Consider the following 22962-nt stretch of genomic DNA (forward strand, 5'->3'; position numbering starts at 1 on the left):
AAAAAAGGCCCCGAAGGGCCTTTTTTACGTTGCAGCAAACGTCAGGGCATCACAGCACGTAGCGCGACAGATCTTCGTTCTGCGCCACTTCCTCGAGGAAGCGATTGACGTAGCCGGCGTCGATCGACACCACTTCGTTCGCTTGCTTGCCGGCGTTGTACGAAATGTCCTCGAGCAGCTTCTCGATGACGGTGTAAAGACGCCGCGCCCCGATGTTCTCAGTCTTCTCGTTGACCGAGAAGGCGATTTCCGCGAGCCGCTTGATACCGTCCGGCGCGAAGTCGAGCTTCACGTCTTCCGTGGCAAGCAAGGCTTGATACTGCTTCACGAGGCTGGCATCTGTCTGCGTGAGAATCGCTTCGAAATCCTGGACCGACAGCGATTCGAGTTCGACGCGAATCGGGAAACGGCCCTGCAACTCCGGAATCAGATCGCTCGGTTTGGCCAGATGGAACGCCCCGCTCGCAATGAACAGGATGTGATCCGTCTTGATCATGCCGAACTTCGTGCTCACGGTCGTGCCCTCGACCAGCGGCAGCAGGTCGCGCTGCACGCCCTGACGCGACACGTCGCCGCCGCCCACTTCGCTGCGCGTGGCGATCTTGTCGATTTCGTCGAGGAACACGATGCCGTTCTGCTCGACGTTGCGCAAGGCCAGTTGCTTGACCTCCTCGTCGTTGAGCATCTTCGACGCTTCTTCGTCGGTCAGCACCTTGAGCGCGTCCTTGATCTTGAGCTTCTGGCGCTTCTTGCGCTGGTTGCCCAGATTCGCGAACATGCCCTTGATCTGCTCGGTCATCTCTTCCATGCCCGGCGGGCCCATGATCTCCATGCCCTGCGCCGGAATTTCCACTTCGAGTTCGACTTCCTTGTCGTCGAGCTGACCTTCGCGCAGACGCTTGCGGAACGTCTGACGCGTGGCGTTATCCTCGCTGCTGGCCTCGACCTCGTGCGAGGCCGACCCGAAACGGATGTCGCGCGACGACTCGCGCGCGCTCGGCAGCAACAGGTCGAGAATGCGATCCTCGGCGCGATCTTCCGCCGTGGTACGCACCTTCTTCATTTCGGCTTCGCGCGTCTGCTTGATCGCGATTTCCGCGAGGTCGCGCACGATGCTGTCCACGTCGCGGCCCACATAGCCGACTTCGGTGAACTTGGTTGCCTCGACCTTGATGAACGGCGCGTCGGCCAGCTTGGCCAGACGGCGGGCGATTTCGGTCTTGCCGACACCGGTCGGACCGATCATCAGAATGTTCTTCGGCGTGATTTCCTGGCGCAGGGGGTCGGCCACCTGCTGACGACGCCAGCGGTTGCGCAACGCCACCGCGACGGCCTTCTTGGCCTTGTGCTGGCCGATGATGTGTTTGTCGAGTTCGGAAACGATCTCGGAGGGGGTCATATGGGTCATGACGTTCGCCAAATTAGGGGGTTCGCACAGAGCGTGACGCCCGGTCGGTCACTGCCCGGCCGGCCACTCGCGCCGCAGACGTCCATCGACTGCGGCACGTGCGACGTCACTGCACTGCCTTCGGGGGCAGCGACTCGATGATGTGATTGCCGTTGGTGTAGATGCACATGTCGCCCGCGATCGTCAGCGCCTTCTTGACGACTTCCGCTGGCGTCAGCTCGGTGTTCTCGACCAGCGCCCGGGCCGCCGCCTGGGCGTACGATCCGCCAGAACCGATCGCGGCCACGCCGCCTTCCGGATCGAGCACATCGCCATTGCCGGTGATGACCAGCGTGGTCTCGGCATCGGCGACGATCATCATCGCTTCGAGGCGGCGCAGCATGCGATCGGTACGCCAGTCCTTGGCCAGTTCCACCGCCGAGCGCGTCAGATGCCCCTGGTGCTTCTGGAGCTTTGCCTCGAAACGATCGAGCAGCGAGAAGGCATCCGCGGTCGCACCGGCGAAGCCAACCATGACCTTGCCTTCGTAAATCGTGCGTACCTTGCGGGCAGTGCCCTTCATCACGATGTTGCCGAGGGTGACCTGACCGTCGCCGCCAAGCGCGACCTGATCGCCGCGCCGAACGCAGACGATGGTGGTGCCGTGATATTGCTCCATGCCTGTTCCTTTTCGGGGGGCGACACGCGCCCCGTAACGATTGGCCCGGCTGCGCACGCCGCACGTCCGTGACAGCGCGCCCCGCCGGGCGAGACGTGACTGTAGTTTAGGGCAATCGAAAGAATATCAAGAGGCGTCGACGGCAACACGCCCGCGCGGCCCGTCGACACTCGACCGATCTCGCGCAACGCGGCATGGATGGAGGGATTCGCGCGGCATCGCGCCGCGCGAATCTTCTGCTGCGAGGAAATTTCTCGGAAATTGCCTCGATTTTGCGGCGCGATGCCGCTCAGAACGTGGTGCGCAAACCGACACGAACCGACCGACCGCCCTGCGGCGCAATGTCGCGCAGCACCGAACTGGCCAGACGTACCTCCTGGTTGGTCAGGTTCTCCCCTTTCAGGTACGCCAGCCACTGCGCGCCACCCGCCTTGAACTGATACGTGAGCGCCGCACCAAGCGTGGTGTAGCCGCCGGTCGTCAGATCATTGGCAGGCACACGGCCTTGCGCGGTGGCATGCACCATTTCCAGTCGTGCGCCCCAGTGGCCCAGACCGTACGCGAGCGCCGCCGTCAGACGCAACGGCGCAATGCGTGGCAGCGGTTCGCCCGTCTCGCGATTGCGTCCGATCGTGTAATCGCCGCGCAGTTCGAGATCGAGATTGCCGTGCCGCTGCCAGAGACGCACACGGCCTTCGGCTTCCGCACCGTAGAGATCGGCCGGTACGCCCGCGTATTGATAGACCGGCAGACGCTGGTCGCCCTCGTCGATGGTGCGCCCCGTGTTGTTGAGTGCGATGAAGTTGTTGAAGCGGCTGTAGAACACACCGACGCTGGCCTTGTTCGGGCCGTGCGCATAGCGTAGCGACAGATCCGTCGACAACGCCTTTTCAAGCGCGGCCTGCGGATTGCCGATTTCCCAGACCCCGGTCGCCAGATGCGGACCGTTCGCATACAGCTCGTAGAACGTCGGTGCGCGTTCGGTGTATGAGGTGTTGAGCACGACCGACCAGGCCGGCGCCAAGGCGAAGACCGCCCCCGCCGACACGCTGCCCGGCGTGAAGTCGCGCGATGGCAGATTGTCGAAGCGTTCGTTGCCGCCGGCTGTCGGCTTGACGCTCGTATGCTCGATACGCGCGCCGAACGACAGCTTCACCGCCCGACTGACGGCCCACTCCTCCAGGGCGAACAGCGCAACGTTGCGCGTGTCGCTCTTCGGCACGAACGCTTCCTCCCCCAGGGCGGAGAACGTGTTCTGCGAGAACTGCACGCCCACCGCGCCGTCAAGCGGCCCGATCTTCGCGTGATGCGCTTCGATACGGCCTTCGTAGCCGTGGTTCTTGAAGGTCGTGCCCGTCTGGCCGTTTTCGATTTCCTTGTGCTCGTAGTCGGTGTAGCCGAAGTCGAACTTGAGCGCCGTGATCGGGCCGCTCAGGTCTCGGACTTCGCTGGCCAATGCCAGGCGCTGCTGCCGCAAGCGGATGCGCGTATCGGCCTCGGCCACGGTGCCGTAATCCGAGTCGTAGCCGGAGTACGAAATGCCCGTGTAGCCATTCGCCCATGTCTTTGATGCACCGATGGCCGCACCGCTCACCTGTCCCTGACTGTTGGGTAACGTGCCAGACGGTTGCGCCGTGCCTTCATCGTCGAGTGCGCGTTGTTGCGCCGAACGCGCAAAGCCGGGAATGCGCAGGTCGGCACTTTTTCGCGCGAAGCCGTCCACGTGAAACGCGAATTCGCCGTTGCCGAATTCGAGCTGCGCGGCCCCTGCGCGTTCTCGATTCGCGCCGCCATAGCTCACGTCCGTCGCGCCGGAGATGCCGGTGATGGATTCGCGCGGGATGCGGTTGTCGAGGGTGTTGACCACACCGCCGACGGCGTTGCCGCCATAGAGCAGCGCCGCGGGGCCTCGCACGATTTCCACGCGTTCAATGGTGAGCGGATCCTGCGCCACGGCGTGGTCGTAGGACAGCGATGAGGCGTCGAGCGCCGCAGTGCCGTTCTGCAACACGCGAATGCGGTCGCCGTCGAGACCGCGAATGATCGGACGGCTGACATTCGGGCCATAGGATGTGGCCGAAACACCGGGCAAGCCGTCAAGCGTCTCGCCCAGCGTGCCGGCACGGCGTAACGCCAGCGCTTTCCCGTCGAGTTCGGTCAGCGGCACGGTCAAGTCGGCAGCGGCACGCCCAAGCGGATTGCCCGTCACGAAAGTGGTCGGCAATGCGACTTCGGCCGGTGCCGGGGCGGCGGTGGACGTCGGTTGCGAGGGTGCATCGTGCGCATCGGCCGCCTGCACGGACACGCTTGCCGCAGCGAGCGTGCTGAATGTCAGCGCGACCGCGAGCGGTAGCGGCGCGAGCATGGACCGTGGGCGGCACGTCTGGCGCGAAGCGCAAAGGGCATCGAAGCGGGAAGTGCAAGCGAGTGAGAGCGTCGCGCGCTCACGCGCGGCGGTCGAAGCAGGGAGTGCCATATCAATATGAAGGGGTTGGGTCGGTGCGCGGGAGCGTTGTCGAGCGGCTCCCGAGGATCCCGTGAATCGGCGCGAACGAAGCCCCGCCGCGTCACCCCCAGGGCAGACGAGCGTGCGACCGCAGCCGCCGTCGCGAGCCTGAAAGCTGCGACGGTCGGTACGGGGCATTGGCAGAGATTCGCGCGGTCAGCGCGGGCAAGCGCGTAATACGCGACGTGTCGCGCAAAAACGCGTGGCGTCAGACGGCGAGCGGCGGCGCGCGCGAGTCGAACGGACGTCGGAGCGTGCTCGCGTGGCTGCGGCCGGTGGCCTGCTGCGGGGCGCTCGCGGCGACGGCGTCGCCGCCCCACGATACGACGGCCACGGCCATGGCGGCGGCCAGCGTCGCGCCTTCGAACAGGTGGCAATGGTGGTGGTGATTGCCGAAGCCGATGGGCGCCATTCCCATCGATTGAACCCGCCCATCAGCGGCAATGGCTAACGCCGCGTCATCGGCACCGTCTGCGTCCTGCACGTTGACCGTAGCGGACGCGCCGCGATCTGCGGACACTCGCGGCGCAATGCCAGACAACCCGCGGGCATGCAGGATTTCGTGTTGCAGCCCCCAAATCTGTACGCCGATCAGCGCAACGACGAGCCATGCGACCCAGCCGCTTCGCCCATGGCCCATCAGCGTACGCAGACGCGTACGCCACAGACGAGAGGCGGACGGGATAGACGACATGGGCGGTCACAATTGCAACTGAGTTGCAATTGTGACACAAAGCTTGCCTGACAGCGAGCGTTGCGAATAAGCCACAGTCCCAGGCGAGTCGGGGGAGCGGCGGATCTGCCAGTCTCAAAAAGGCAACAAAAAAGGCATGTCGAGCAGACATGCCTTTGGCAAACCGGGGGGCCGACGGACCTGAACTGCCGCCACCGCGCGCGGTCGGGCCGGTTGTGCGATGCGATCAGTCGCCGAACAGCTTTTGACGCAATTCGCGACGCTCCTGCGCTTCGAGCGACAGGGTAGCCGTCGGGCGGGCGAGCAGACGCGGAACGCCGATCGGCTCTCCGGTTTCTTCGCACCAGCCATATTCCCCCGATTCGATGCGCGCGAGAGACTGCTGCACCTTCTTCAGCAGCTTGCGTTCGCGATCGCGGGTCCGCAGCTCGAGTGCGTGCTCCTCTTCGATCGTGGCGCGGTCGGCCGGATCCGGGACGAGAATGGTCTCGCGCAGGTTTTCGGTGGTTTGACCGGCGTTGCGCAAAATGTCAGCTTGCAGATTTTCCAGACGATCCTTGAAGAAGGCGAGTTGATCTTCATTCATGTAGTCCTTCTCGCCCATCTTCAGAATTTCGGCCTCGGTCAAAAGTCTTTTCTTGCTCATGGGTTTTTGTGGCGTCTCTTTCGGATAGTCCGGTGACGCCCCTGCAGCGAGTGGGACGTCTTGCTTACCGGCGATGCCGCGGGCGGCTTCTTGGGTTACGTTCCTGCCGGACGATCGGGGCGCCCCGTGCTTGGCGGCGGCCTTTTCGCCCGTCTTCGAATTACCTGCTGGAGCCCGCTTGGCACCCGCTTCCGACGCCGGTTCCGACCGACGCGTGGGGCCTGCGGTGGCACTCTTGCGAGAGGCGGTAGCCATGGCGGTGCTCCTCTGCCTGCCCCCGGAGCGCCGCATCGATTCGCTGGCGGCAGCCCCAGTGGGCACGTATTGTAACCGAATCGTTCAACAGCCCCGGTTAAGGGGTTTCCCGTTGCACGGTTCGCCGGTCCCGCTCAGACCAGACAGCGCTCCAGCCCTTGCAGGATGATGTCTTTCGGCAGCTCGGCACCGATGAACACCATCTTGGTGTTCGGCGTCTCGCCGGGTTGCCATTTTGCGCCCACGTCGCTACCCATCATCTGGTGCACGCCCTGGAACACGACCCGGCGGTCGATGCCGCGCATGTTTAATACACCTTTATAACGCAATAAGCGTTCGCCGTACACCTGTAGGATGCTCCCGAGGAAATCCTCCAGCTTCGCCGGATCGAAGGCTTTCTCGCTGCGGAAGACAAACGACTTGATGGCGTCGTCGTGGTGCGCATGGGCGTGGTCGTGGCCGTGCCCCGCGTGGGCGCACTGGTCATGCTCGTGATCGCAGTGCGAATGATCGTGCTCATGGCCGTGATCGTGGTCATGGGCGTGCTCGTCGGCGCCGAGGAAGTCCGGATCGATGTCGAGCTTGTCGTTCAGGTTGAAGCCATGAAGGTCGAAGATCTGCTTCAGGTCGGCCTGACCGAAATCGACGACCTGTTGCGGCGCGCGCGGATTCATGTGCGCGAGGCGATGCTTGAGGTCGCCCAGCGCCTCGGGGGTGACCAGATCGGCCTTGGTGATGAACAGGCGATCGGCAAACCCCACCTGGCGCTGCACCACTTCGTGCTGATCGAGCTGCTGCTGGCCATGCTTCGCGTCGACCAGCGTGATGATGGCGTCGAGCCGGTAGGTGTCGGCCACTTCGTCGTCGATGAAGAAGGTCTGCGCCACCGGGCCAGGGTTGGCCAGGCCGGTCGTCTCGATGACCACGCGGTCGAACTGGATCGCGCCCGCGTCGCGCTGGCTGTTCAGGTCGGACAGCGCCTTCACCAGATCGCCACGGATCGTGCAGCAGATGCAGCCATTGCTCATCTGCACGATCTGCTCGGCGTTTTCCTGCACCAGGATGTCGTTATCGATGTTCTCTTCACCGAATTCGTTTTCGATGACGGCGATCTTCATGCCGTGCGCCTCGGTCAGAATGCGCTTGAGCAACGTGGTTTTCCCGCTGCCGAGAAAGCCGGTCAGGATGGTGACGGGGGTCATGAATGCGATGTCCTGTTGTAATGCGGCGTACCCGATGCCGCCTGAATGTCACCCACTGTACCCGAGGTAACGAAAAGCGGCTGGGAACGCGTCAGTTGGGGGCACCCGCGCACTGCGCGCAGGTGCCGTGAATCAGCAGCTCGACCTGTTCGCCCACGAAACCCTTCGGTAGGCGCTTGAGTTCGCGCTCACTCAGTTGGGGATGCTGGGGCCAATCGTCAAGGCAGAAGGTTCGGTGGCAGCGTACGCAACGAAAATGACCGTGTTGCGTATGCGGGCGCGGCGACGCGGCGCGTTGCGGGTCGACGTGCTCGGCCATCACGAAGCGGAAAATACGGTCGTCGCCGGCTTGCTTGGTGGCCCAGCCCTGCGCGACCAGCCAATCGAGCACACGGTAGGCAGTTACACGGTCGAGCGGATCGGTGTCGGTGGCCAGATCGGCCAGCACTTCCTGATGCGTGAGCGGACGGCCCGCCTTGAGCAGCAGCGCCAGCACACGCACGCGCCCCGAGGTCACGCGACCCGATTGCTCCTGCAAACTTGCGCGTGCCGCTTCCAGATACGGTTGTAGTTGAATAAGGCTCATGAATCGATTTAAGCACAGCCCCGCCAGCGCTGCAACCGAGTTGCAAAAGTGAGCGCTTCCTGGCGCGGGCCGGGGGATGTCGGGGATGTCGGGGATGTCGGGGATGTCGGGGATGTCGGGGATGTCGGGCATGTGGGCATGTGGGCATGTGGGGGAGTGCCGGGGAGCGTCGGGGGACGACGCCCGGGGGAGTGCCGGTGGACGCCCGGTGGACGCCTGGTGGACGCCCGGAGGATGCCCGGTGGCTGCCCGGGGGATGCCTGGGGGATGCCTGGGGGATGCCGGGAGTACCGGGGACCGCCGGCCGATCCTGACCAGTGGTCAACGGGAAATGCGTCATACAATTGACGCCAAAAATACCGCTCGCCATGTCGCCTACCGCTCTCGCCCTCGTCGTCACCGCCGCCTTTCTGCACGCCACGTGGAATTTCCTCGCCAAACGTATCGACACGAGCGAAGGCGGCGGACCGCAACTCGTCTTCCTCTATGCGCTGCTCACCGTGGTGCTGTACACCCCGCTGGCGCTGTTCTTCCTGATCGGCTCGCACGCCCATTGGCCGAACGCGCTCGGCTGGACCGTCATCGCTACGAGCGCCATCCTGCACTATGGCTACACGCTGGTGTTGCAGCGCGGCTATCGGGTAGGCGACCTGTCGGTGGTGTATCCGCTCGCACGTGGCACTGGGCCCTTACTGTCGTCGCTGGGCGCCATCGTGCTGCTGGGGGAACGCCCGGGTTGGCTCGCGCTCGCCGGGATCGGTCTGGTCGTGATGGGTGTGCTGTTCATTGCCGGCGGCGAGCGCCTGTTCCGGCGCGGCACGCTGCACGCGGGAGCCGGCTGGGGTGTATTGACCGGCGGATTCATTGCGGCCTATACGCTGGCCGACGCCTACGCCATCCGCACACTGCTGCTCGCACCACTCGTCTACTACTACCTGGAAAACGTGCTGCGGGTGGCGCTCTCGGCACCGATGGCGTGCTCGCGTCCCGCGCGCATGGCCATGCTCTGGCAGGCGAACTGGCGCAAGATCATGCTGATCTCGCTGATCTCGCCGATGTCCTACTTCCTGATCCTGACCGCGCTCAAGTTCGCGCCGGTCTCGCACGTCGCCCCGGCCCGTGAGATGTCGATGATGATCGCCGCGCTGCTGGGCGTGCGGCTGCTGGGCGAGGGGGAGATGCACCGCCGCGTGGGCGGCGCCGTGTTGATCGCGCTGGGTGTGGTCGCATTGACGCTCGGTTGACGCCCAGAAAAGCAAGTGCTCACATGCGCTGTAACCAAAGACCCTTGAGGTATTCCCCTTCGGGGAATTGCGTGAGCATCGGGTGATCCATGCCCGCCGACAGGCGGCGCAGGATGCGGGCGTCGACGCCGGCATCGACGGCCGCGCCCGCCACGATCTTCTGGAACAGATCGGCATCGATCGCGCCCGAGCACGAGTACGTCAGCAACTGGCCGCCCGGACGCAGCAACTTGAAGCCGGCCAGGTTGATGTCCTTGTACGCCCTTGCGGCACGCTCCACGTGGTGGGCCGACGGCGCGAACTTGGGCGGATCGAGCACGATCATGTCGAACAGACGCCCCTCTTCGCGCAGCGCGCGCAGCGTCTTGAAGACGTCGGCGTCGCGCCATTCGGCACGCGCGGCATCGAAACCGTTGAGTTCGACGTTGCGCGCACCGATCGCCAACGCGTCGCCCGACGAGTCGATGGACAGCACGCTCTGTGCCCCGCCCGCCAGCGCCGCCAGCGAAAAGCCGCCCGTGTAGCAGAAGCAGTTGAGCACGTCGCGGCCCTTGGCCTGTTGCTGCACCAGCAGACGGTTGTCGCGCTGGTCGACGTAGAAGCCGGTCTTGTGCCCGGTGCGCACGTCGACGTAATACTTCACACCGCACTCGTACGTCGTCAGCAAATCCGGGGGCTCGGGCGGCTCAGCCCCCGCCAGCACGCCGGTGAGGCTCAGCAGGCCTTCGCGCTCACGCACGGCGGCGTCGGAGCGCTCGTAGACATTGGGACAGCCGGTCGCGCCGACAAGGGCGTTCACGATCGCGTCCTTCCAGACTTCCACGCCCGCCGCCATGAACTGGCAGACGAGTTGGTCCGTCTCCGGCGCGCCAGGCGCCGATTGGTAACGGTCGACGATCAGGCCCGGCAGGCCGTCGGCCTCGCCGAAGATCAGGCGGGTCGCTCCCGTGTCATGCACCATCTGCTCGCGATAAGCGAGGGCCGCGCTCACGCGACGCTTGAAGAACGCATGATCGACCGGCTCGTTTTCGTCGAACGTCCACACGCGGGCACGAATGGCCGAGACCGGGCTGAACGCGGCGCGCGCGAGGAATCGCCCATCGGCGGCGCGCACCACAACCGTCGCGCCGGAAGCCGGCTTGCCGTCCACGCGCGCCACGGCGGTGGCGTAAATCCAGGGGTGACGGCGCAGCAAGGATTTTTCTTTGCCGGGCTTGAGGGTCAAGGTATTCATGCGGGACGGACCAACGGTTGACGACGGGGTGACGGCAAGTCATCCGGCAGACGGACAACGTGCGGGACTTGCTGGGGAAGGACGCGATTCTACACCGAGTCGCGCCGTCCGCCGCAATGCTCAGGGCTTCTTGCGCGAGCGCGGATGCGCCTGATCGTAGACCTTCGCGAGATGCTGGAAGTCGAGTTTGGTGTAGATCTGCGTCGTCGAAATATTGCTGTGACCCAGCATTTCCTGCACGGCACGCAGATCGCCGGACGATTGCAGGACGTGCGTGGCGAACGAATGCCGCAGCATGTGCGGGTGGACGTGCGTGGGCAGCCCCGCCGCCAGTGCGTGGCGCGCCAGCCCCTGCTGCACGGCGCGCGCGCCAATGCGCTTGCCGCGCGCCGACAGGAACAGCGCGTGCGGTTCGGCCGTCGCCAGTCCCACACGCATGTCCAGCCAACTGGCGAGCGCCTGCGCGGCCTTCTCCCCCACCGGCACGCGACGTCGCTTGTTTCCCTTGCCGGTCACGACCACTTCACGCTCCGGCAAATCCAGCCAGCTCGCGGAACGGTAACCCTCGGTCTCGACATAGCGATGGTCGAGACTCGTGAGTTCCGACAGACGCAAGCCCGACGAATAGAGTAACTCGAACATCGCCCGGTCGCGGACGGCCTCGGCGGACGTGCCAGACGCGAACTCGACGAGCGCCGACGCCTGATCCGGCGACAGCGCTTTCGGCAACGGCTTGGGTTGCTTCGGTGCGCGCACGCCCTCGACGGGGTTGGCCGCCAGCGAAGTACGCTGGGCAAGCCACGCGAAATAGCCGCGCCAGGCGGAGAGCTTGCGGGCGATCGAGCGGCCGGCGAGGCCCTCGCTGTGCAACTGCATGACGAAGCGACGGATGTCGCCATGTTCCAGCGATTCGAGAGAACGGCCACGCGCCAGACGCTGCAACTGCCGCAGGTCGCGCGTGTAATTCTCCAGGGTGAGTTCGGCGAGCTTGCGCTCGCTGGCGAGCGACGTGAGGTAGTGGCGGATGCCCGGTTCGAGGGGCGCCTCGTCGCCCGATGCTTCGGCATCGGACATGGGCTTGCGCGCGCGTTCCAGCGAGGCGCGCCCGGCGCGAGCCTTGGGCGCAGCCCCGCTGGCAGGACGTGGCGATCGGGTCGAGGTGACCATCAGGTGTGGTGAACGGCGCCGTCAGATCGTCAGACCGCCCGGGCGCCGGCGATGCGCATCAGTCGTTCGCGCGCAGCTTGCTGAGCGCCGCCCCGGCCAGCTCACCAATCTGCGACAGGAAGTCGGTCGCCATGCCTTCGTGAAAACGCCGGGCGTCTTCCGAGCCCATGACGAGCAGGCCGAAGACCGGGCCATCGGTCACTTGCGGGTCGCGCAGCGCGAGCAGGGCCACCGACGCCGGATCGCTCGGCGCACCGAGCCACGTCACCGCTTCGAAACCGGTATTGGCGCCGCAATAGGGGGTCGCCAGGCTCGACGCGAAGATCTTCACCTCTTCGCTCACGCTGCGGGCGAACTCGGCGGGTTCATACGGCGCCGCCACGTTCCACACGCGAACGGCCGCGAACGGGACGTTGAACACGTCGCGCAGGCCCCGGGCGATTGCGTCAGGCAAGGCATGCGGATCGCGCTCGCCGAGCAAGCCGAGGGTCCAGCGATGCAGTTTGGCCGAGATGTCGTCGTTTTCGTGGCCGTAGCGCATCAGTTCGGCGAGGCGCCGCTCGATCTGCTTGGTCTTCTCGCGCTGCATCTCAATCTGGCGCTCCTGCAGCGACACGGCACGCTGGCCGTGCGGACTGGTGAGCCGCACGCCGGCCAGCAATTCGGCATGGCGTTCGAAGAAGTCGGGATGCGCGATCAGGTATTCCGCAATATCTCGGTCGTTCATGAGTGTCCGTCTGCTGTTCGTCAACTGTCGCCCGCCGCCGCTGCGCGCGAGGCACAACGGTGGCGCGCGGCCGCCAGGGTCGCTAAATCAGAGTCCGTCAGAAACCAAAATCTTACTGTGCTGCTACCGCGGCCTGTCCGCGCGGAACACCGGAGCCGACGTTCGACGTCAGATCTCGATCGTCCCTTCGAAGACCGTGGTGGCCGGTCCCGTCATGATGACCGGGCCGCTTTCGCCGTCCCAGTCGATGGTGAGCGTGCCGCCGTGCGTTTCGATGGCCACGGGCGTGGCCAGCAGACCGCGACGGATGCCCGCCACCGCCGCCGCACATGCCCCGGTGCCACAGGCGAGCGTCTCGCCGGCACCGCGCTCGTACACGCGCAGACGCGCCTGATGCGGGTTCACCACCTGCAGGAAGCCCGCATTCACGCGGCGCGGGAAGCGCGGGTGACGCTCGATCAGCGGCCCGTCCGTTTCCACTGGCGCAGTGTCGACATCATCGACCACCTGCACGGCATGCGGGTTGCCCATCGAGACCACCGAAATCCACGTCGTCTTGCCGGCCACGTCGAGCGGCCAGAGCGTGTCGTCGCCCTCGCCGCGCCCGGCCAGCCCGCTGGCGTCGAACGGCACGTCCGACGCCGTGAGGATCGGCGCGCCCATATCGACGCTGACCTGCCCGTCCTCGCGCATCGTGAGCGTGATCACACCCTGCTGCACCTCGACGCGTACCGTACGCTTGTCGGTCAGCCCCGTGTCGCGCACGAACTTGACGAAGCAGCGCGCGCCGTTGCCGCAATGCTCCACCTCGCCGCCGTCGGCGTTGAAGATGCGATAGCGGAAGTCGACGCCGGGCTGCGTCGCGCGTTCGACGAGCAGGAGTTGATCCGCGCCAACGCCGAAATGGCGGTCAGCGAGCGCGCGCCACTGGTCCGGCGTGAAATCGATGGTCTGCGAGATGCCGTCGATCACGACAAAGTCGTTGCCGGCGCCCTGCATCTTGGTGAATTTGAGCTTCATGGCGCTATTGTAGTGGAGAAGGTCGACGCGCATCCGGCACCGGTCAGTACACGCTCGGCTCGCCAGGCGGGCGCGTCTTGAAACGCTTGTGCACCCAGTAGTACTGCTCCGGCATCTTCAGAATCTGTTCTTCGAGGAAGGCGTTCATGCGGCGCGCGTCGGCGTCCGGGTCGCCGCTGGGGTAGTTTTCCCACACCGGGAAGACCTTGAGGCGGTAGCCCTTGTAATTGGGCAACACCTCGCCGATGAACGGCAGGATCTGGGCGCGGCCGACTTCGGCCAAGCGAGACACGGACGTCAGCGTGCACGTGTCGACACCGAAGAACGGCACGAACGTGGAATTGCGCGCGCCGTAGTCCATGTCGGCCGCCAGCATGACCGGTTTGCCCTTGCGGAACATGCGCAGCACGTCGCGGGCACTGTCGCCGCGCGGGATCATTTCCGCGTCGAAACGGCCCCGCTGCTCGCGCGCCATGGCATCGAACGCCGGGCTCGACATCGGCGTGTAGAGCGACGCGCACGGCCGGTGCAGCGAGTAGTTGATGAACACCGAGCCCGCCTCGATGCCGACGAAGTGGAACCCGAGCAGGATCGTCGGCGGCATCTTTGGATCGCGCAGGTCGACGGCCGAGTCGAGTTCGATGAGCCGCTCCAGCTTCTTGCCGTCGGCGAACCATTGCACGCTGCGCTCGGCATAGCTGCGAATCGCGTGCACGAACGATGCCTTGGCCACGCGCTCGCGCGTCGCCTCGTCCCAATGCGGGAAACACAGCCGCAAATTGGTGTGCACAACGCGCTTACGCGAGCTGGGGATCAGGTACAACAGGTGCCCGAGACCGGCGCCAAAGCGCGCGACCCAGCCATAGGGCAGCAGGTTGAGCCCGCGCAGCAGGCCAACGCTCAGGTAGTACCCGAGGGATTTCTTGGGAGTGGTTGCCATGTCGCAAGCAGGATTTCTTCAGGGGCGTATAATAAGCGACATCGCCGAGTTAACTGACAACTTGCGGGGCGATTCGAATGTGCCACCCGATCGAGGCAGCGCATTCGACCAATTTTCCGCTAAAGCGTCGCCGCTTCTCCTCCGATGACGGCAACGTGAGTCGCCAAATTCGTTTAGAGGAGCCAGAAGTGGCGAACGACTATCTCTTTACTTCCGAATCGGTTTCCGAAGGCCACCCCGACAAGGTTGCCGACCAGATTTCGGATGCCGTGCTCGACGCCATCCTGACGCAAGACAAGTACGCGCGTGTTGCCGCAGAAACGCTGTGCAACACGGGCCTCGTCGTGCTGGCGGGTGAAATCACCACAACCGCCACGGTCGACTACCAGCAGGTCGCGCGCGAGACTATCCGCCGCATCGGCTACGACAACACCGACTACGGTATCGACTACAAGGGTTGCGCGGTGCTGGTCGCCTACGACCGCCAGTCGCCGGACATCGCCCAGGGCGTGGACCGTGCGCATGACGACAACCTCGATCAGGGCGCCGGCGACCAGGGCCTGATGTTCGGCTACGCCTGCGATGAAACGCCGGAACTTATGCCGCTGCCGATCTATCTGTCGCACCGCCTGGTCGAGCGCCAGTCGCAAGTGCGTCGTGATGGCCGTCTGCCCTGGCTGCGCCCGGATGCCAAGTCGCAAGTCACCATCAAGTACGAAAACGGCCGTCCGCACAGCATCGACACGGTCGTGCTCTCGACGCAGCACCATCCGGACATCGCGCTGGAAGCCCTGCGCGAAGCCGTGATCGAAGAAGTCATCAAGCCGGTGCTGCCGGCCGACCTGATCAAGGGCGACATCAAGTTCCTGGTGAACCCGACCGGCCGTTTCGTGATCGGTGGCCCGCAGGGCGACGCCGGCCTCACGGGCCGCAAGATCATCGTCGACACGTACGGCGGTGCCGCCCCGCACGGCGGTGGTGCGTTCTCGGGCAAGGATCCGTCGAAGGTCGACCGCTCGGCCGCCTACGCCGGCCGTTACGTCGCGAAGAACATCGTGGCCGCCGGTCTGGCCTCGAAGTGCGTGATCCAGGTCTCGTACGCCATTGGCGTGGCGCGTCCGACGTCGGTCATGGTCAACACCTTCGGCACGGGCAAGATCAGCGATCAGCGTATCGCCGAGCTGGTCGAGAAGCACTTCGACCTGCGTCCGAAGGGCATCATCCAGATGCTTGACCTGCTGCGTCCGATCTATGAGAAGACTGCCGCCTACGGCCATTTCGGCCGTGAAGAGCCGGAATTCTCGTGGGAAGCGACCGACCGCGCCGACATCCTGCTGGCCGACGCCGGTCTGCGCGCCGTGGCCTGATTCAGCATCGCCCTCGCGGCATCCCTCGTCTCTACCGGGGGGCGCCAGACAAAACCCCCGCCTGGGTCGCCCCGGGCGGGGGTTTTGCTTTGTCGCGATGCTTGACGCTTGATGCCGGCGCTCAGCGCTCAGCGCAGCAGTTGCCGGATCATCGTGGCGAACACCCTGCCGTAGGGCGGGTTGAGCAGCCCGGCGCCGTTCCAGCGGGCCTGCCGGAAGATCGGCTTTTCCTTGGAAAACGTCCGGAAGCCCGCCTCGCCGTGGTACCCCCCCATGCCGGACGGGCCAACGCCACCGAACGGCAGCGCATGCTCCGCCACGTGCAGCAACGTGTCGTTGATCGTCACGCCGCCGGATAGCGTGCCGTCGACCACACGGCGAATGCGCGTGTTGTCGGTGTCGAACACATACAGGGCGAGCGGATGCGCGCGTGCGTTCACATAGGCAATGGCCGCGTCCACGTCGTCGTACGGCACCACGGGCAATAGCGGCCCGAAGATCTCCTCGCGCATCACGCGCATGCCGTCATGCACGCCGGTGAGCACCACGGGCGGCAGACGCCTGCGCGCTGCCTGCGCCGGGGTATCGAACAGCGCGTGCAGCGTGGCGCCCTGCGCCGCCGCCTCGTCGGCAAGCCCGGACAACCGCTCAAAGTGACGCGGCGACACGATGCTCGTGTATTGCGGATTGTTCACGGCGTCCGGATACAGGCGCGCCGCCACCTGCCGCGCCGTGGCCACGAAGGCGTCGAGCCTCTCGCGCGGCACGAGCACGTAGTCGGGTGCCACGCAGGTTTGCCCCGCATTGACCAGCTTGCCGAGCAGGACGCGCTCCACCGCGTGCTCCCAGCGCGCGCCAGGCCCGATGATGGCAGGCGACTTGCCGCCGAGTTCGAGCGTCACCGGCGTGAGGTGTTCACTTGCCGCACGCATGACGTGATGGCCGATCGACGTCGCGCCGGTGAACAGCAGATGGTCGAACGCCAGCGTCGAGAACGCGCGCGCAACCTGCGCATCGCCGGTTACCACCGTCACCCATTCGGGCGGGAAGGTCTCGGCCACGGCGGCCGCAAACGCATCCGCGAAACGTGGCGTAACCTCGGAGACCTTGATCATCACCCGATTGCCGGCGGCCAACGCGTCGGTGAGCGGGCCGACGGCCAGAAACAACGGGTAATTCCACGGCACAATTACGCCGACGACGCCAAGGGGCTGCGGCACGACGGCGCGTCGCGCAGGCAACAACCACAGGTTCGCCCAGCCGCGCGAGCCGCGCATCCAGCCACGCGTGTGCGCAAGCGCATGCTTCAGATTGCCGTGCGCCGGAAACAGCTCGAGCATGTCGGTTTCCTGCGCCGAACGGCCGCCGAAATCCGCATCGATGGCGCTGGCGAACGGCTCGCGATACTTGTGCAGCATCGCTTGCAACGCCTTCAGATGACGCCGGCGCGTTGGCCAGTCGACTTGCGGCGCGGCGTCGTGTGCGCGGCGCATCGCGTTGAAGCGCGGCAGCAGCATCGCGCGGGCGATGTCGTCGTCCGTCGAGGGATTCGATGTCGACGACGTCGGCACCGCTTCATGCAAACCGTTCAATTCATGGTGGTATCCCATGCCTTCTCCTCCCTGAGGTCGCAGGTGGCCACCGTAGGTGCCGCCCAACGCCGTCGATATATTGTTGTCGGTTATGCGAGAAAAGCCCGGTCGAGCCAGGCGCGTTGCACTGCCACCGCGAGCGTGTCCGGCATGACGCCGTACACTCGTCCGCCCGCGTTCGAGAAACGGCTCTCGATGAAGCCATGTGCCAATTCGGCCGGCGCGTGTTCGAGCAACAACCCGGCCTGTGCCAGCAGCACCACCTGCTGGGCGATGGCGCGCGCACGTAGCGCGTGCGTTGCCGGATCGGCCGCCAGCCACCCGTGCAACTGCGCCAACGCCGCGCGCAGCACGGCATGCGAACCCGTGCGCTCGGCGAGCCATTGGAACCACTGTTGGGCGACGTCCGGCTCACGGCTCATGGCCCGCAGCACATCGAGACACATCACGTTACCCGAGCCTTCCCAGATCGAATTGACGGGCGCCTCGCGATACAGCCGCGCGAGCGGGCCGGTCTCGACATAGCCGTTGCCGCCCCATACCTCCATGCACTCGCCCGCGAGTTCGAGCGCGCGCTTGCATACCCAGAACTTCGCGGCGGGCAATACGATGCGGCGCCAGGCCCGCTCACACGGCGAATCGTTGTCGGACACGCCAGCGTCGAACGCCTGTGCCAGCCGCATCGCCAGCCACGTCGCCGCTTCCGACTCCAGCGCGAGGTCGGCGAGCACCGTCGTCATCAGATCCTGATCGACAAGCTTCGCCCCGAACGCCGAGCGATGGCGCGCGTGATGAATCGCCTGCACGACCCCCGTGCGCATCATCGCCGCGCTGCCGATCACGCAGTCGAGCCGCGTGTAGGTCGCCATCTCGATGATGGTGGGAATGCCACGCCCCGGCGCACCGACGCGTGTGCCATACGCGCCCTGCAACTCGACTTCGCTGCTCGCGTTGGAGCGATTGCCGAGCTTGTCCTTCAGACGTTGCACCTGTACCGCGTTCTTGCGGCCGTCCGGCGCATAGCGCGGCACGAAGAAGCAGGACAACGCGTCGCTGTCGGCGTCGCGTGCGAGCACCAGATGCGCATCGCACTGCGGCGCGGAGAAAAACCATTTGTGACCGACGAGCGAAAACGTGTCGTCACCGCAATCCGTAGCCGTGGTGGTGTTGGTGCGCACGTCGGAGCCGCCCTGCTTCTCCGTCATCCCCATGCCGATGAGGATCGCGTGCTTCTGCGCGAGCGGCACGTCGCGCGGGTCGTGCTGTGGCGCGAGCAACTTGTCCTTGATCGACGCGAAACGCGTGGGCTCCTTGGCGAGCACGGGAATGCTCGCGAACGTCATGGTCGTGGGGCACAACGCGCCCGCCTCGTTTTGCGCGTGCAGAAAATACGCGGCCGTGCGCGCCACCATCGCGCCGTCGCGCGGATGCGCCCACGGCAACGACTGCAGTTCGGCACCGCGCAACAGGCCCATGAGCGCATGCCACGACGGATGAAACTCGACGCGATCGATACGATTGCCTTGCGCATCGAACGATTGCAGTTCCGGCGCGTGACGATTGGCCGTCTCCGCCCACGCCTGCACCTCGGCTTCACCCAGCCGGGCGCCCTGACGGTGCAGGACGTTCGCATGCCATCGCGCGCCGAACGCCGCCACGGCGGCTTGCAGCGCAGCGTCGGTGGCGTACAGGTTGTAGTCGGTGAGCGGCGGCACCTGATTGGTGATGTCGTGGGTCTGCCAGGCTTGCGTCATCCGTGTCTCCCTATGCCCAAGTGCCGTATGCGACGGTCACACCAAGCGCATCCTTTCATCATAGCGGCTAGGTCCGCGCGCTCCCATAAATTAGAGGATTGCTTCACATCCCCCCCGGGCGCACGAATTGTCTGCCTACAATGAGTGCCGCTGAGAGGCGGCGCCCATGAGAAGAGACCGCCGGCTGCGCGACGCGAAAAAAAGCGCACAGAACGATAAGCGAAAGCAGCGAACAAGACGTCAAAAAAAGCAGTAGATGCAGTGCCCATCCAAGGGAGGATGACAGCATGGACTACGACTACATCATTGTCGGCGGCGGCTCGGCAGGTTGTGCCCTGGCGGCGCGTTTGGCCGACGGTGCGCCCGGCAGCACGATCGCGCTGATCGAAGCGGGTCCGCCCGACAACAGCTTTCTCGTGCGACTGCCGCTTGGTCTCGCCGCCCTGGTGCCGTTCCGTTCGCGGCGCAACTACGGCTATCGCACGACCCCACAGCCCGGACTGGCCGGACGGCAGGGCTATCAGCCGCGCGGGCGCGGTCTCGGGGGCTCGAGTTCGATCAACGCGATGATCTACACGCGCGGACATCCGGACGATTACAACGCGTGGGCCGAGGCGGGCTGCACCGGCTGGGGATGGGACGACGTGCTGCCGTACTTCCGCCGCAACGAAAACAACGAACGCGGCGCGGACGCCTGGCACGGCTCCGGCGGCCCGCTCAACGTCGCCGACCTGCGCACGATCAATCCGTTCTCGCAGCACTATGTCGACGCGGCGCGCGAAGCCGGGTTTCCCGTGAGCGACGACTTCAACGGTCCGCACTACGAAGGCGCGGGCATCTATCAGGTGACGCAAAAAGACGGGCAACGATGGAATGCCGCCCGCGCCTATCTGCACGGCAAATCGCGCGCGAATCTCCACGTCGTGACCGACGCGCTCGTGCAGCGCGTGGTCTTCGAAGGCAAACGCGCAATCGGCGTCAAGGTGCAACGGCGCGGTGCGCTGGAGTCGATCCGCGCCCGCGCTGAAGTCGTGCTCAGCGCCGGGGCGTTCAATTCACCGCAGTTGCTGATGTGTTCCGGCATCGGCCCGGCCGGGCATTTACGCGCGCATGGCGTGGAGGTGCACGTCGACGCGCCGGGTGTCGGCGAGAACCTGCAGGATCACATCGACGTCATCATCAACAAGTACGTCGCGCATCGCGATCTGGTCGGCTACACGCCGGCGGGACTGTGGCATCTGCTCACGCAGGGGCTGGACTATCTGCGCGAGCGGCGTGGCCTGTTCGCCAGCAATGTGGCGGAGGCGGGCGGCTTCCTCAGGAGCGATCCGTCGCTGGCGCGCCCCGATTTGCAGATGCACTTTCTGGTGGGCATCTGCGATGACCACAATCGTCGCCTGCATCTGCGGCGCGGCCTGTCGTTGCATGCCTGCGTGCTGCATCCGAAGAGTCGTGGACGCGTGACGCTCGCCAGCGCGGACATGCGCGACGCCCCGCAGATCGACCCGGCCTTTCTGCAAGCACAGGAGGACGTCGACACGTTGCTGCGCGGGGTACGTGTGATTCGCCGGATTCTCGCGGCGCCGTCGCTCGCGCAGTTCGGCGGCGAGGAGTTGCACAGCCGGGGCATCGTGTCGGATGAAGCGCTCACGGCGCTGATCCGTGCGCGCGCCGACACCATCTACCATCCGGTCGGTACGTGCCGGATGGGCAGCGATGCGGCGTCGGTCGTCGATCCTGAGCTGAGGGTTCGTGGCGTGGAAGGTTTGCGCGTGGTCGATGCGTCGATCATGCCCACGCTCATCGGCGGCAACACCAACGCCCCGTCGATGATGATCGGTGAAAAGGCCGCGGACCTGATGTTGGCTCACACGGGTCGGTCGGGGCTAAGCGTTGGATCGGCATCCATCGACACCGCGCCGCGCGCGCCGGCGCCATTAACCGCCCGGGCGCAGCCACAGGTCTAGGAACGACTCGCCCCACAGCAGGCTAGCCACAGCGCCCAGGCATAGCCAGGGGCCGAACGGCAGCGGCTCGCGCAACGCGCGGCCGCGCCACGCGCCCAGGGCTGCAAACGCAAGCGTGGCTGCCACCGCGCCGAACGCGAGCATCAGCGGCGTGCCGATCCAGCCCAGCCACGCGCCGCACGCGGCGACGAGCTTGGCGTCGCCACCGCCGAGTCCGTCGACACCGGTCAGCGCCCGATACGCACCTCCGAGCGCCGCCATGACGCCATACCCCAAGGTCGCGCCGAGCACGGCGTCGTCGATGGGCAGCGTGAGGCCTGCGACGCTGCCCAGCAAGCCGGCCCACAACAGCGGCAGCGTGAGCGCATCGGGCAACAGCCGCGTGTCGATGTCGATCAGCGCGAGCGCCAGCAATGTCGCGCCGAAACCGCACCACGCCAGCAGGGCGAAGTACTGCATCGATGGGACAAATGTCCACGCGAGCGTTGCGAACATGACACCCACGGCCAGTTCGACAAAGGGATAGCGCAGCGAAATCGCCGCGCGGCAATGCGCACATCGACCGCGCAGACAGACGTAGCTGAGCACCGGGACATTGTGACGCGCCGCGATGCGCGTCTCACACCGCGGGCAACGCGACGGCGGCCAAGCGAGGTTGTACGTGGGCGTGACTGGCGGCAGCTCGCCCGCCCACATTGCGGCCTCGTGCGCCCATTGCCGCTCCAGCATGCGCGGCAGACGGCACACCACGACGTTCAGAAAGCTCCCTAAGAGCAGCCCCAGCATCGCCATCGCGGCCACCACGGCTTCGCGCGGCAGCGCCCGAAAGGCATCCCCAACGTGATCGATAAGCGACGGCATCGTCAGAACATCGACTCCGCGTACTCGCCCGCCGCATGACCGATCTGCAACATGCCGCCGACGGTGAAGATGATCGTCAGACCGACCAGTGCCATCAGCACCGAGCGCAGTGCGGCGGAACGCGCCTTGATGCGCTCCGCGACCTCCTCGATGGTCATCAGGCCGATCTTGCGAATGCCGGCGTCGAAGTTGGTGCGTCCCGCGTATTCGACCAGACGATCGAAGACCTCCTCGTTGAAAATGCCGGTGTCCATCGCCTTGACGAGGCTTCGCTCGCTCTTGAGGGACGCGCGCATGCGCAGCAAGTGCGAGCGCATCCACGGCGACGCGCCCACGAGCAACAGCGAAACGGCGTCGAACACCGACGTTTTCGCCCCCGTCAGCGCAGCGAGCGCCACGAGGAACTCGCCTGCCCGCACATCGCGATACACGGCGTACGGGCCGTAACGGTCGGCGCGTCGACGCAGCGGCCCCGCCCATCGACTCAGCGACAGCGAGATCGCCACCACGGTCGCGAGCGGCACGCCGTAGAGCAATGGCCACCAGTTCGCCACGAAGCCCGACAGGACGTACAGCCCCTTGCCCACGAGCGGAAACCGCTCCGGCGGCATGATCTCGGTCATGATCGGCATCATGCCGTAGGCCACGCCCAACTGGATCGCCGCGAGCAACACCGACATGAAGATCGGCAGCACCACGGCGCCTGCAATCGCCGCACGGGTTTGCTGCTGCAAGGTGACCACACGCGCCAGAAACCGCAGTGTGCCGGCCAGATCACCCTTTTCCCCGGCGGAAATCACGATCAGATCCTCGTCGGGAATCGTGCCCTGCCACGACTTGCGCAGGTTCTTCGAGCTCGCACGGTCGCGCCAGATGGCATAAAGCGGCGCCATCGGATTGCGCCGCTCCTTGGCGCGTGCATATCGGCGGGAGAACAGTTCGAACGGATTGGCGCCGTCCTCGATGGCATCGGCAAAGTCGCTGTAGAACTTCGCCCGCATTTTGCGAAAGTGACGCTTCGCCCGGCTGAGTCCCGGGTATGGGTCGCGCGCAGGCGACAGCTTGGCAAGTAGACGATTGACGGCTTCGAGCATAGGCATTTGAACGGCGTTTCAGACAGATTTCGTGACGACG

General features: G+C 65.4%; 19 protein-coding genes. 3 read left to right on the forward strand and 16 right to left on the reverse strand.

Translation table 11 applies throughout. The features are described 5' to 3' along the window. Positions 1–49: 49 nt before the first annotated feature. The 7 genes from hslU to PEP31012_RS07475 all read right to left on the reverse strand — a co-directional run bounded on the left by hslU (position 50) and on the right by PEP31012_RS07475 (position 7955). Entirely contained in the window at positions 50–1408 is a 1359-nt protein-coding gene (gene hslU, locus PEP31012_RS07445; RefSeq protein WP_150588667.1) for an ATP-dependent protease ATPase subunit HslU, read from the reverse strand. Positions 1409–1514: 106 nt separating this feature from the next. Continuing rightward, complete coding sequence (gene hslV / locus PEP31012_RS07450; protein ID WP_150588668.1) at positions 1515–2066, reverse strand: ATP-dependent protease subunit HslV; 552 nt, start codon at positions 2064–2066, stop codon at positions 1515–1517. A gap of 289 nt (positions 2067–2355) precedes the next feature. Continuing rightward, entirely contained in the window at positions 2356–4431 is a 2076-nt protein-coding gene (locus PEP31012_RS07455) for a TonB-dependent receptor (protein WP_150588669.1), read from the reverse strand. Between the two features lie 349 nt (positions 4432–4780). After that, positions 4781–5266, reverse strand: coding sequence for a hypothetical protein (locus tag PEP31012_RS07460; protein WP_150588670.1), 486 nt, complete (start codon positions 5264–5266; stop codon positions 4781–4783). 226 nt (positions 5267–5492) lie between these two features. Continuing rightward, positions 5493–5912, reverse strand: coding sequence for an RNA polymerase-binding protein DksA (dksA, locus tag PEP31012_RS07465; RefSeq protein ID WP_130027651.1), 420 nt, complete (start codon positions 5910–5912; stop codon positions 5493–5495). 389 nt (positions 5913–6301) lie between these two features. Then, a complete protein-coding gene (locus PEP31012_RS07470) occupies positions 6302–7369 on the reverse strand; it encodes a CobW family GTP-binding protein (protein WP_150588671.1) in 1068 nt (355 codons plus the stop codon). A gap of 91 nt (positions 7370–7460) precedes the next feature. Then, on the reverse strand, positions 7461–7955 hold the full coding sequence (locus tag PEP31012_RS07475) for a Fur family transcriptional regulator (RefSeq protein ID WP_150588672.1): 495 nt from the start codon (positions 7953–7955) through the stop codon (positions 7461–7463). 368 nt (positions 7956–8323) lie between these two features. Here PEP31012_RS07475 and PEP31012_RS07480 point away from each other — a divergent pair, with 368 nt between their 5' ends. Further along, positions 8324–9199, forward strand: coding sequence for a DMT family transporter (locus PEP31012_RS07480; RefSeq protein WP_150588673.1), 876 nt, complete (start codon positions 8324–8326; stop codon positions 9197–9199). 19 nt (positions 9200–9218) lie between these two features. Here the strand turns inward: PEP31012_RS07480 and PEP31012_RS07485 are convergent, their stop codons facing one another. From PEP31012_RS07485 to PEP31012_RS07505, 5 genes are all read right to left on the reverse strand, one after another. Next, positions 9219–10433: a class I SAM-dependent rRNA methyltransferase gene (locus PEP31012_RS07485; protein WP_150588674.1), complete on the reverse strand. Its 1215-nt coding sequence runs from the start codon at positions 10431–10433 to the stop codon at positions 9219–9221. Positions 10434–10553: 120 nt separating this feature from the next. Then, a complete protein-coding gene (gene xerC, locus PEP31012_RS07490; RefSeq protein ID WP_150588675.1) occupies positions 10554–11507 on the reverse strand; it encodes a tyrosine recombinase XerC in 954 nt (317 codons plus the stop codon). 151 nt (positions 11508–11658) lie between these two features. Beyond that, on the reverse strand, positions 11659–12327 hold the full coding sequence (locus tag PEP31012_RS07495) for a DUF484 family protein (protein ID WP_150588676.1): 669 nt from the start codon (positions 12325–12327) through the stop codon (positions 11659–11661). Positions 12328–12495: 168 nt separating this feature from the next. Continuing rightward, entirely contained in the window at positions 12496–13347 is an 852-nt protein-coding gene (gene dapF, locus PEP31012_RS07500; protein WP_150588677.1) for a diaminopimelate epimerase, read from the reverse strand. A 43-nt stretch (positions 13348–13390) separates the two neighbouring features. Further along, positions 13391–14287, reverse strand: a complete 897-nt coding sequence (locus PEP31012_RS07505; protein WP_150588678.1) for a lipid A biosynthesis lauroyl acyltransferase — start codon at positions 14285–14287, stop codon at positions 13391–13393. Between the two features lie 188 nt (positions 14288–14475). On the opposite strand from PEP31012_RS07505, the gene metK reads away from it, so the two are divergent. Beyond that, positions 14476–15654: a methionine adenosyltransferase gene (gene metK, locus PEP31012_RS07510; protein ID WP_150588679.1), complete on the forward strand. Its 1179-nt coding sequence runs from the start codon at positions 14476–14478 to the stop codon at positions 15652–15654. A 128-nt stretch (positions 15655–15782) separates the two neighbouring features. On the opposite strand, the gene PEP31012_RS07515 is transcribed toward metK, so the two are convergent. Further along, entirely contained in the window at positions 15783–17171 is a 1389-nt protein-coding gene (locus PEP31012_RS07515; protein WP_425494938.1) for a coniferyl aldehyde dehydrogenase, read from the reverse strand. A gap of 164 nt (positions 17172–17335) precedes the next feature. Continuing rightward, the gene (locus PEP31012_RS07520; protein ID WP_150588681.1) at positions 17336–19000 is read right to left on the reverse strand and encodes an isovaleryl-CoA dehydrogenase; all 1665 of its coding nucleotides are present in this window, start codon (positions 18998–19000) and stop codon (positions 17336–17338) included. 287 nt (positions 19001–19287) lie between these two features. Here PEP31012_RS07520 and PEP31012_RS07525 point away from each other — a divergent pair, with 287 nt between their 5' ends. Continuing rightward, the gene (locus PEP31012_RS07525; RefSeq protein ID WP_150588682.1) at positions 19288–20967 is read left to right on the forward strand and encodes a GMC family oxidoreductase; all 1680 of its coding nucleotides are present in this window, start codon (positions 19288–19290) and stop codon (positions 20965–20967) included. Here PEP31012_RS07525 and PEP31012_RS07530 read toward each other — a convergent pair. Both PEP31012_RS07530 and PEP31012_RS07535 read right to left on the reverse strand, forming a co-directional pair. Then, the gene (locus PEP31012_RS07530) at positions 20938–21828 is read right to left on the reverse strand and encodes a prepilin peptidase (RefSeq protein ID WP_150588683.1); all 891 of its coding nucleotides are present in this window, start codon (positions 21826–21828) and stop codon (positions 20938–20940) included. The genes PEP31012_RS07525 and PEP31012_RS07530 overlap by 30 nt on opposite strands. Positions 21829–21830: 2 nt before the next feature. Next, complete coding sequence (locus PEP31012_RS07535) at positions 21831–22928, reverse strand: type II secretion system F family protein (RefSeq protein WP_150588684.1); 1098 nt, start codon at positions 22926–22928, stop codon at positions 21831–21833. Positions 22929–22962: the final 34 nt, after the last annotated feature.

The organism is Pandoraea eparura (assembly GCF_902459725.1).
Taxonomy (GTDB): domain Bacteria; phylum Pseudomonadota; class Gammaproteobacteria; order Burkholderiales; family Burkholderiaceae; genus Pandoraea; species Pandoraea eparura.

Excerpts from the sequence above, each read along its gene's own strand:
- hslU (WP_150588667.1), bottom strand. The coding sequence starts at position 1,408 with ATGACCCATATGACCCCCTCCGAGATCGTTTCCGAACTCGACAAACAC.
- hslV (WP_150588668.1), bottom strand. The coding sequence starts at position 2,066 with ATGGAGCAATATCACGGCACCACCATCGTCTGCGTTCGGCGCGGCGAT.
- PEP31012_RS07455 (WP_150588669.1), bottom strand. The coding sequence starts at position 4,431 with ATGCTCGCGCCGCTACCGCTCGCGGTCGCGCTGACATTCAGCACGCTC.
- PEP31012_RS07460 (WP_150588670.1), bottom strand. The coding sequence starts at position 5,266 with ATGTCGTCTATCCCGTCCGCCTCTCGTCTGTGGCGTACGCGTCTGCGT.
- dksA (WP_130027651.1), bottom strand. The coding sequence starts at position 5,912 with ATGAGCAAGAAAAGACTTTTGACCGAGGCCGAAATTCTGAAGATGGGC.
- PEP31012_RS07470 (WP_150588671.1), bottom strand. The coding sequence starts at position 7,369 with ATGACCCCCGTCACCATCCTGACCGGCTTTCTCGGCAGCGGGAAAACC.
- PEP31012_RS07475 (WP_150588672.1), bottom strand. The coding sequence starts at position 7,955 with ATGAGCCTTATTCAACTACAACCGTATCTGGAAGCGGCACGCGCAAGT.
- PEP31012_RS07480 (WP_150588673.1), top strand. The coding sequence starts at position 8,324 with ATGTCGCCTACCGCTCTCGCCCTCGTCGTCACCGCCGCCTTTCTGCAC.
- PEP31012_RS07485 (WP_150588674.1), bottom strand. The coding sequence starts at position 10,433 with ATGAATACCTTGACCCTCAAGCCCGGCAAAGAAAAATCCTTGCTGCGC.
- xerC (WP_150588675.1), bottom strand. The coding sequence starts at position 11,507 with ATGTCCGATGCCGAAGCATCGGGCGACGAGGCGCCCCTCGAACCGGGC.
- PEP31012_RS07495 (WP_150588676.1), bottom strand. The coding sequence starts at position 12,327 with ATGAACGACCGAGATATTGCGGAATACCTGATCGCGCATCCCGACTTC.
- dapF (WP_150588677.1), bottom strand. The coding sequence starts at position 13,347 with ATGAAGCTCAAATTCACCAAGATGCAGGGCGCCGGCAACGACTTTGTC.
- PEP31012_RS07505 (WP_150588678.1), bottom strand. The coding sequence starts at position 14,287 with ATGGCAACCACTCCCAAGAAATCCCTCGGGTACTACCTGAGCGTTGGC.
- PEP31012_RS07515 (WP_425494938.1), bottom strand. The coding sequence starts at position 17,171 with ATGCTGCTGCCGCGCTTCAACGCGATGCGCCGCGCACACGACGCCGCG.
- PEP31012_RS07520 (WP_150588681.1), bottom strand. The coding sequence starts at position 19,000 with ATGACGCAAGCCTGGCAGACCCACGACATCACCAATCAGGTGCCGCCG.
- PEP31012_RS07525 (WP_150588682.1), top strand. The coding sequence starts at position 19,288 with ATGGACTACGACTACATCATTGTCGGCGGCGGCTCGGCAGGTTGTGCC.
- PEP31012_RS07530 (WP_150588683.1), bottom strand. The coding sequence starts at position 21,828 with ATGCCGTCGCTTATCGATCACGTTGGGGATGCCTTTCGGGCGCTGCCG.
- PEP31012_RS07535 (WP_150588684.1), bottom strand. The coding sequence starts at position 22,928 with ATGCCTATGCTCGAAGCCGTCAATCGTCTACTTGCCAAGCTGTCGCCT.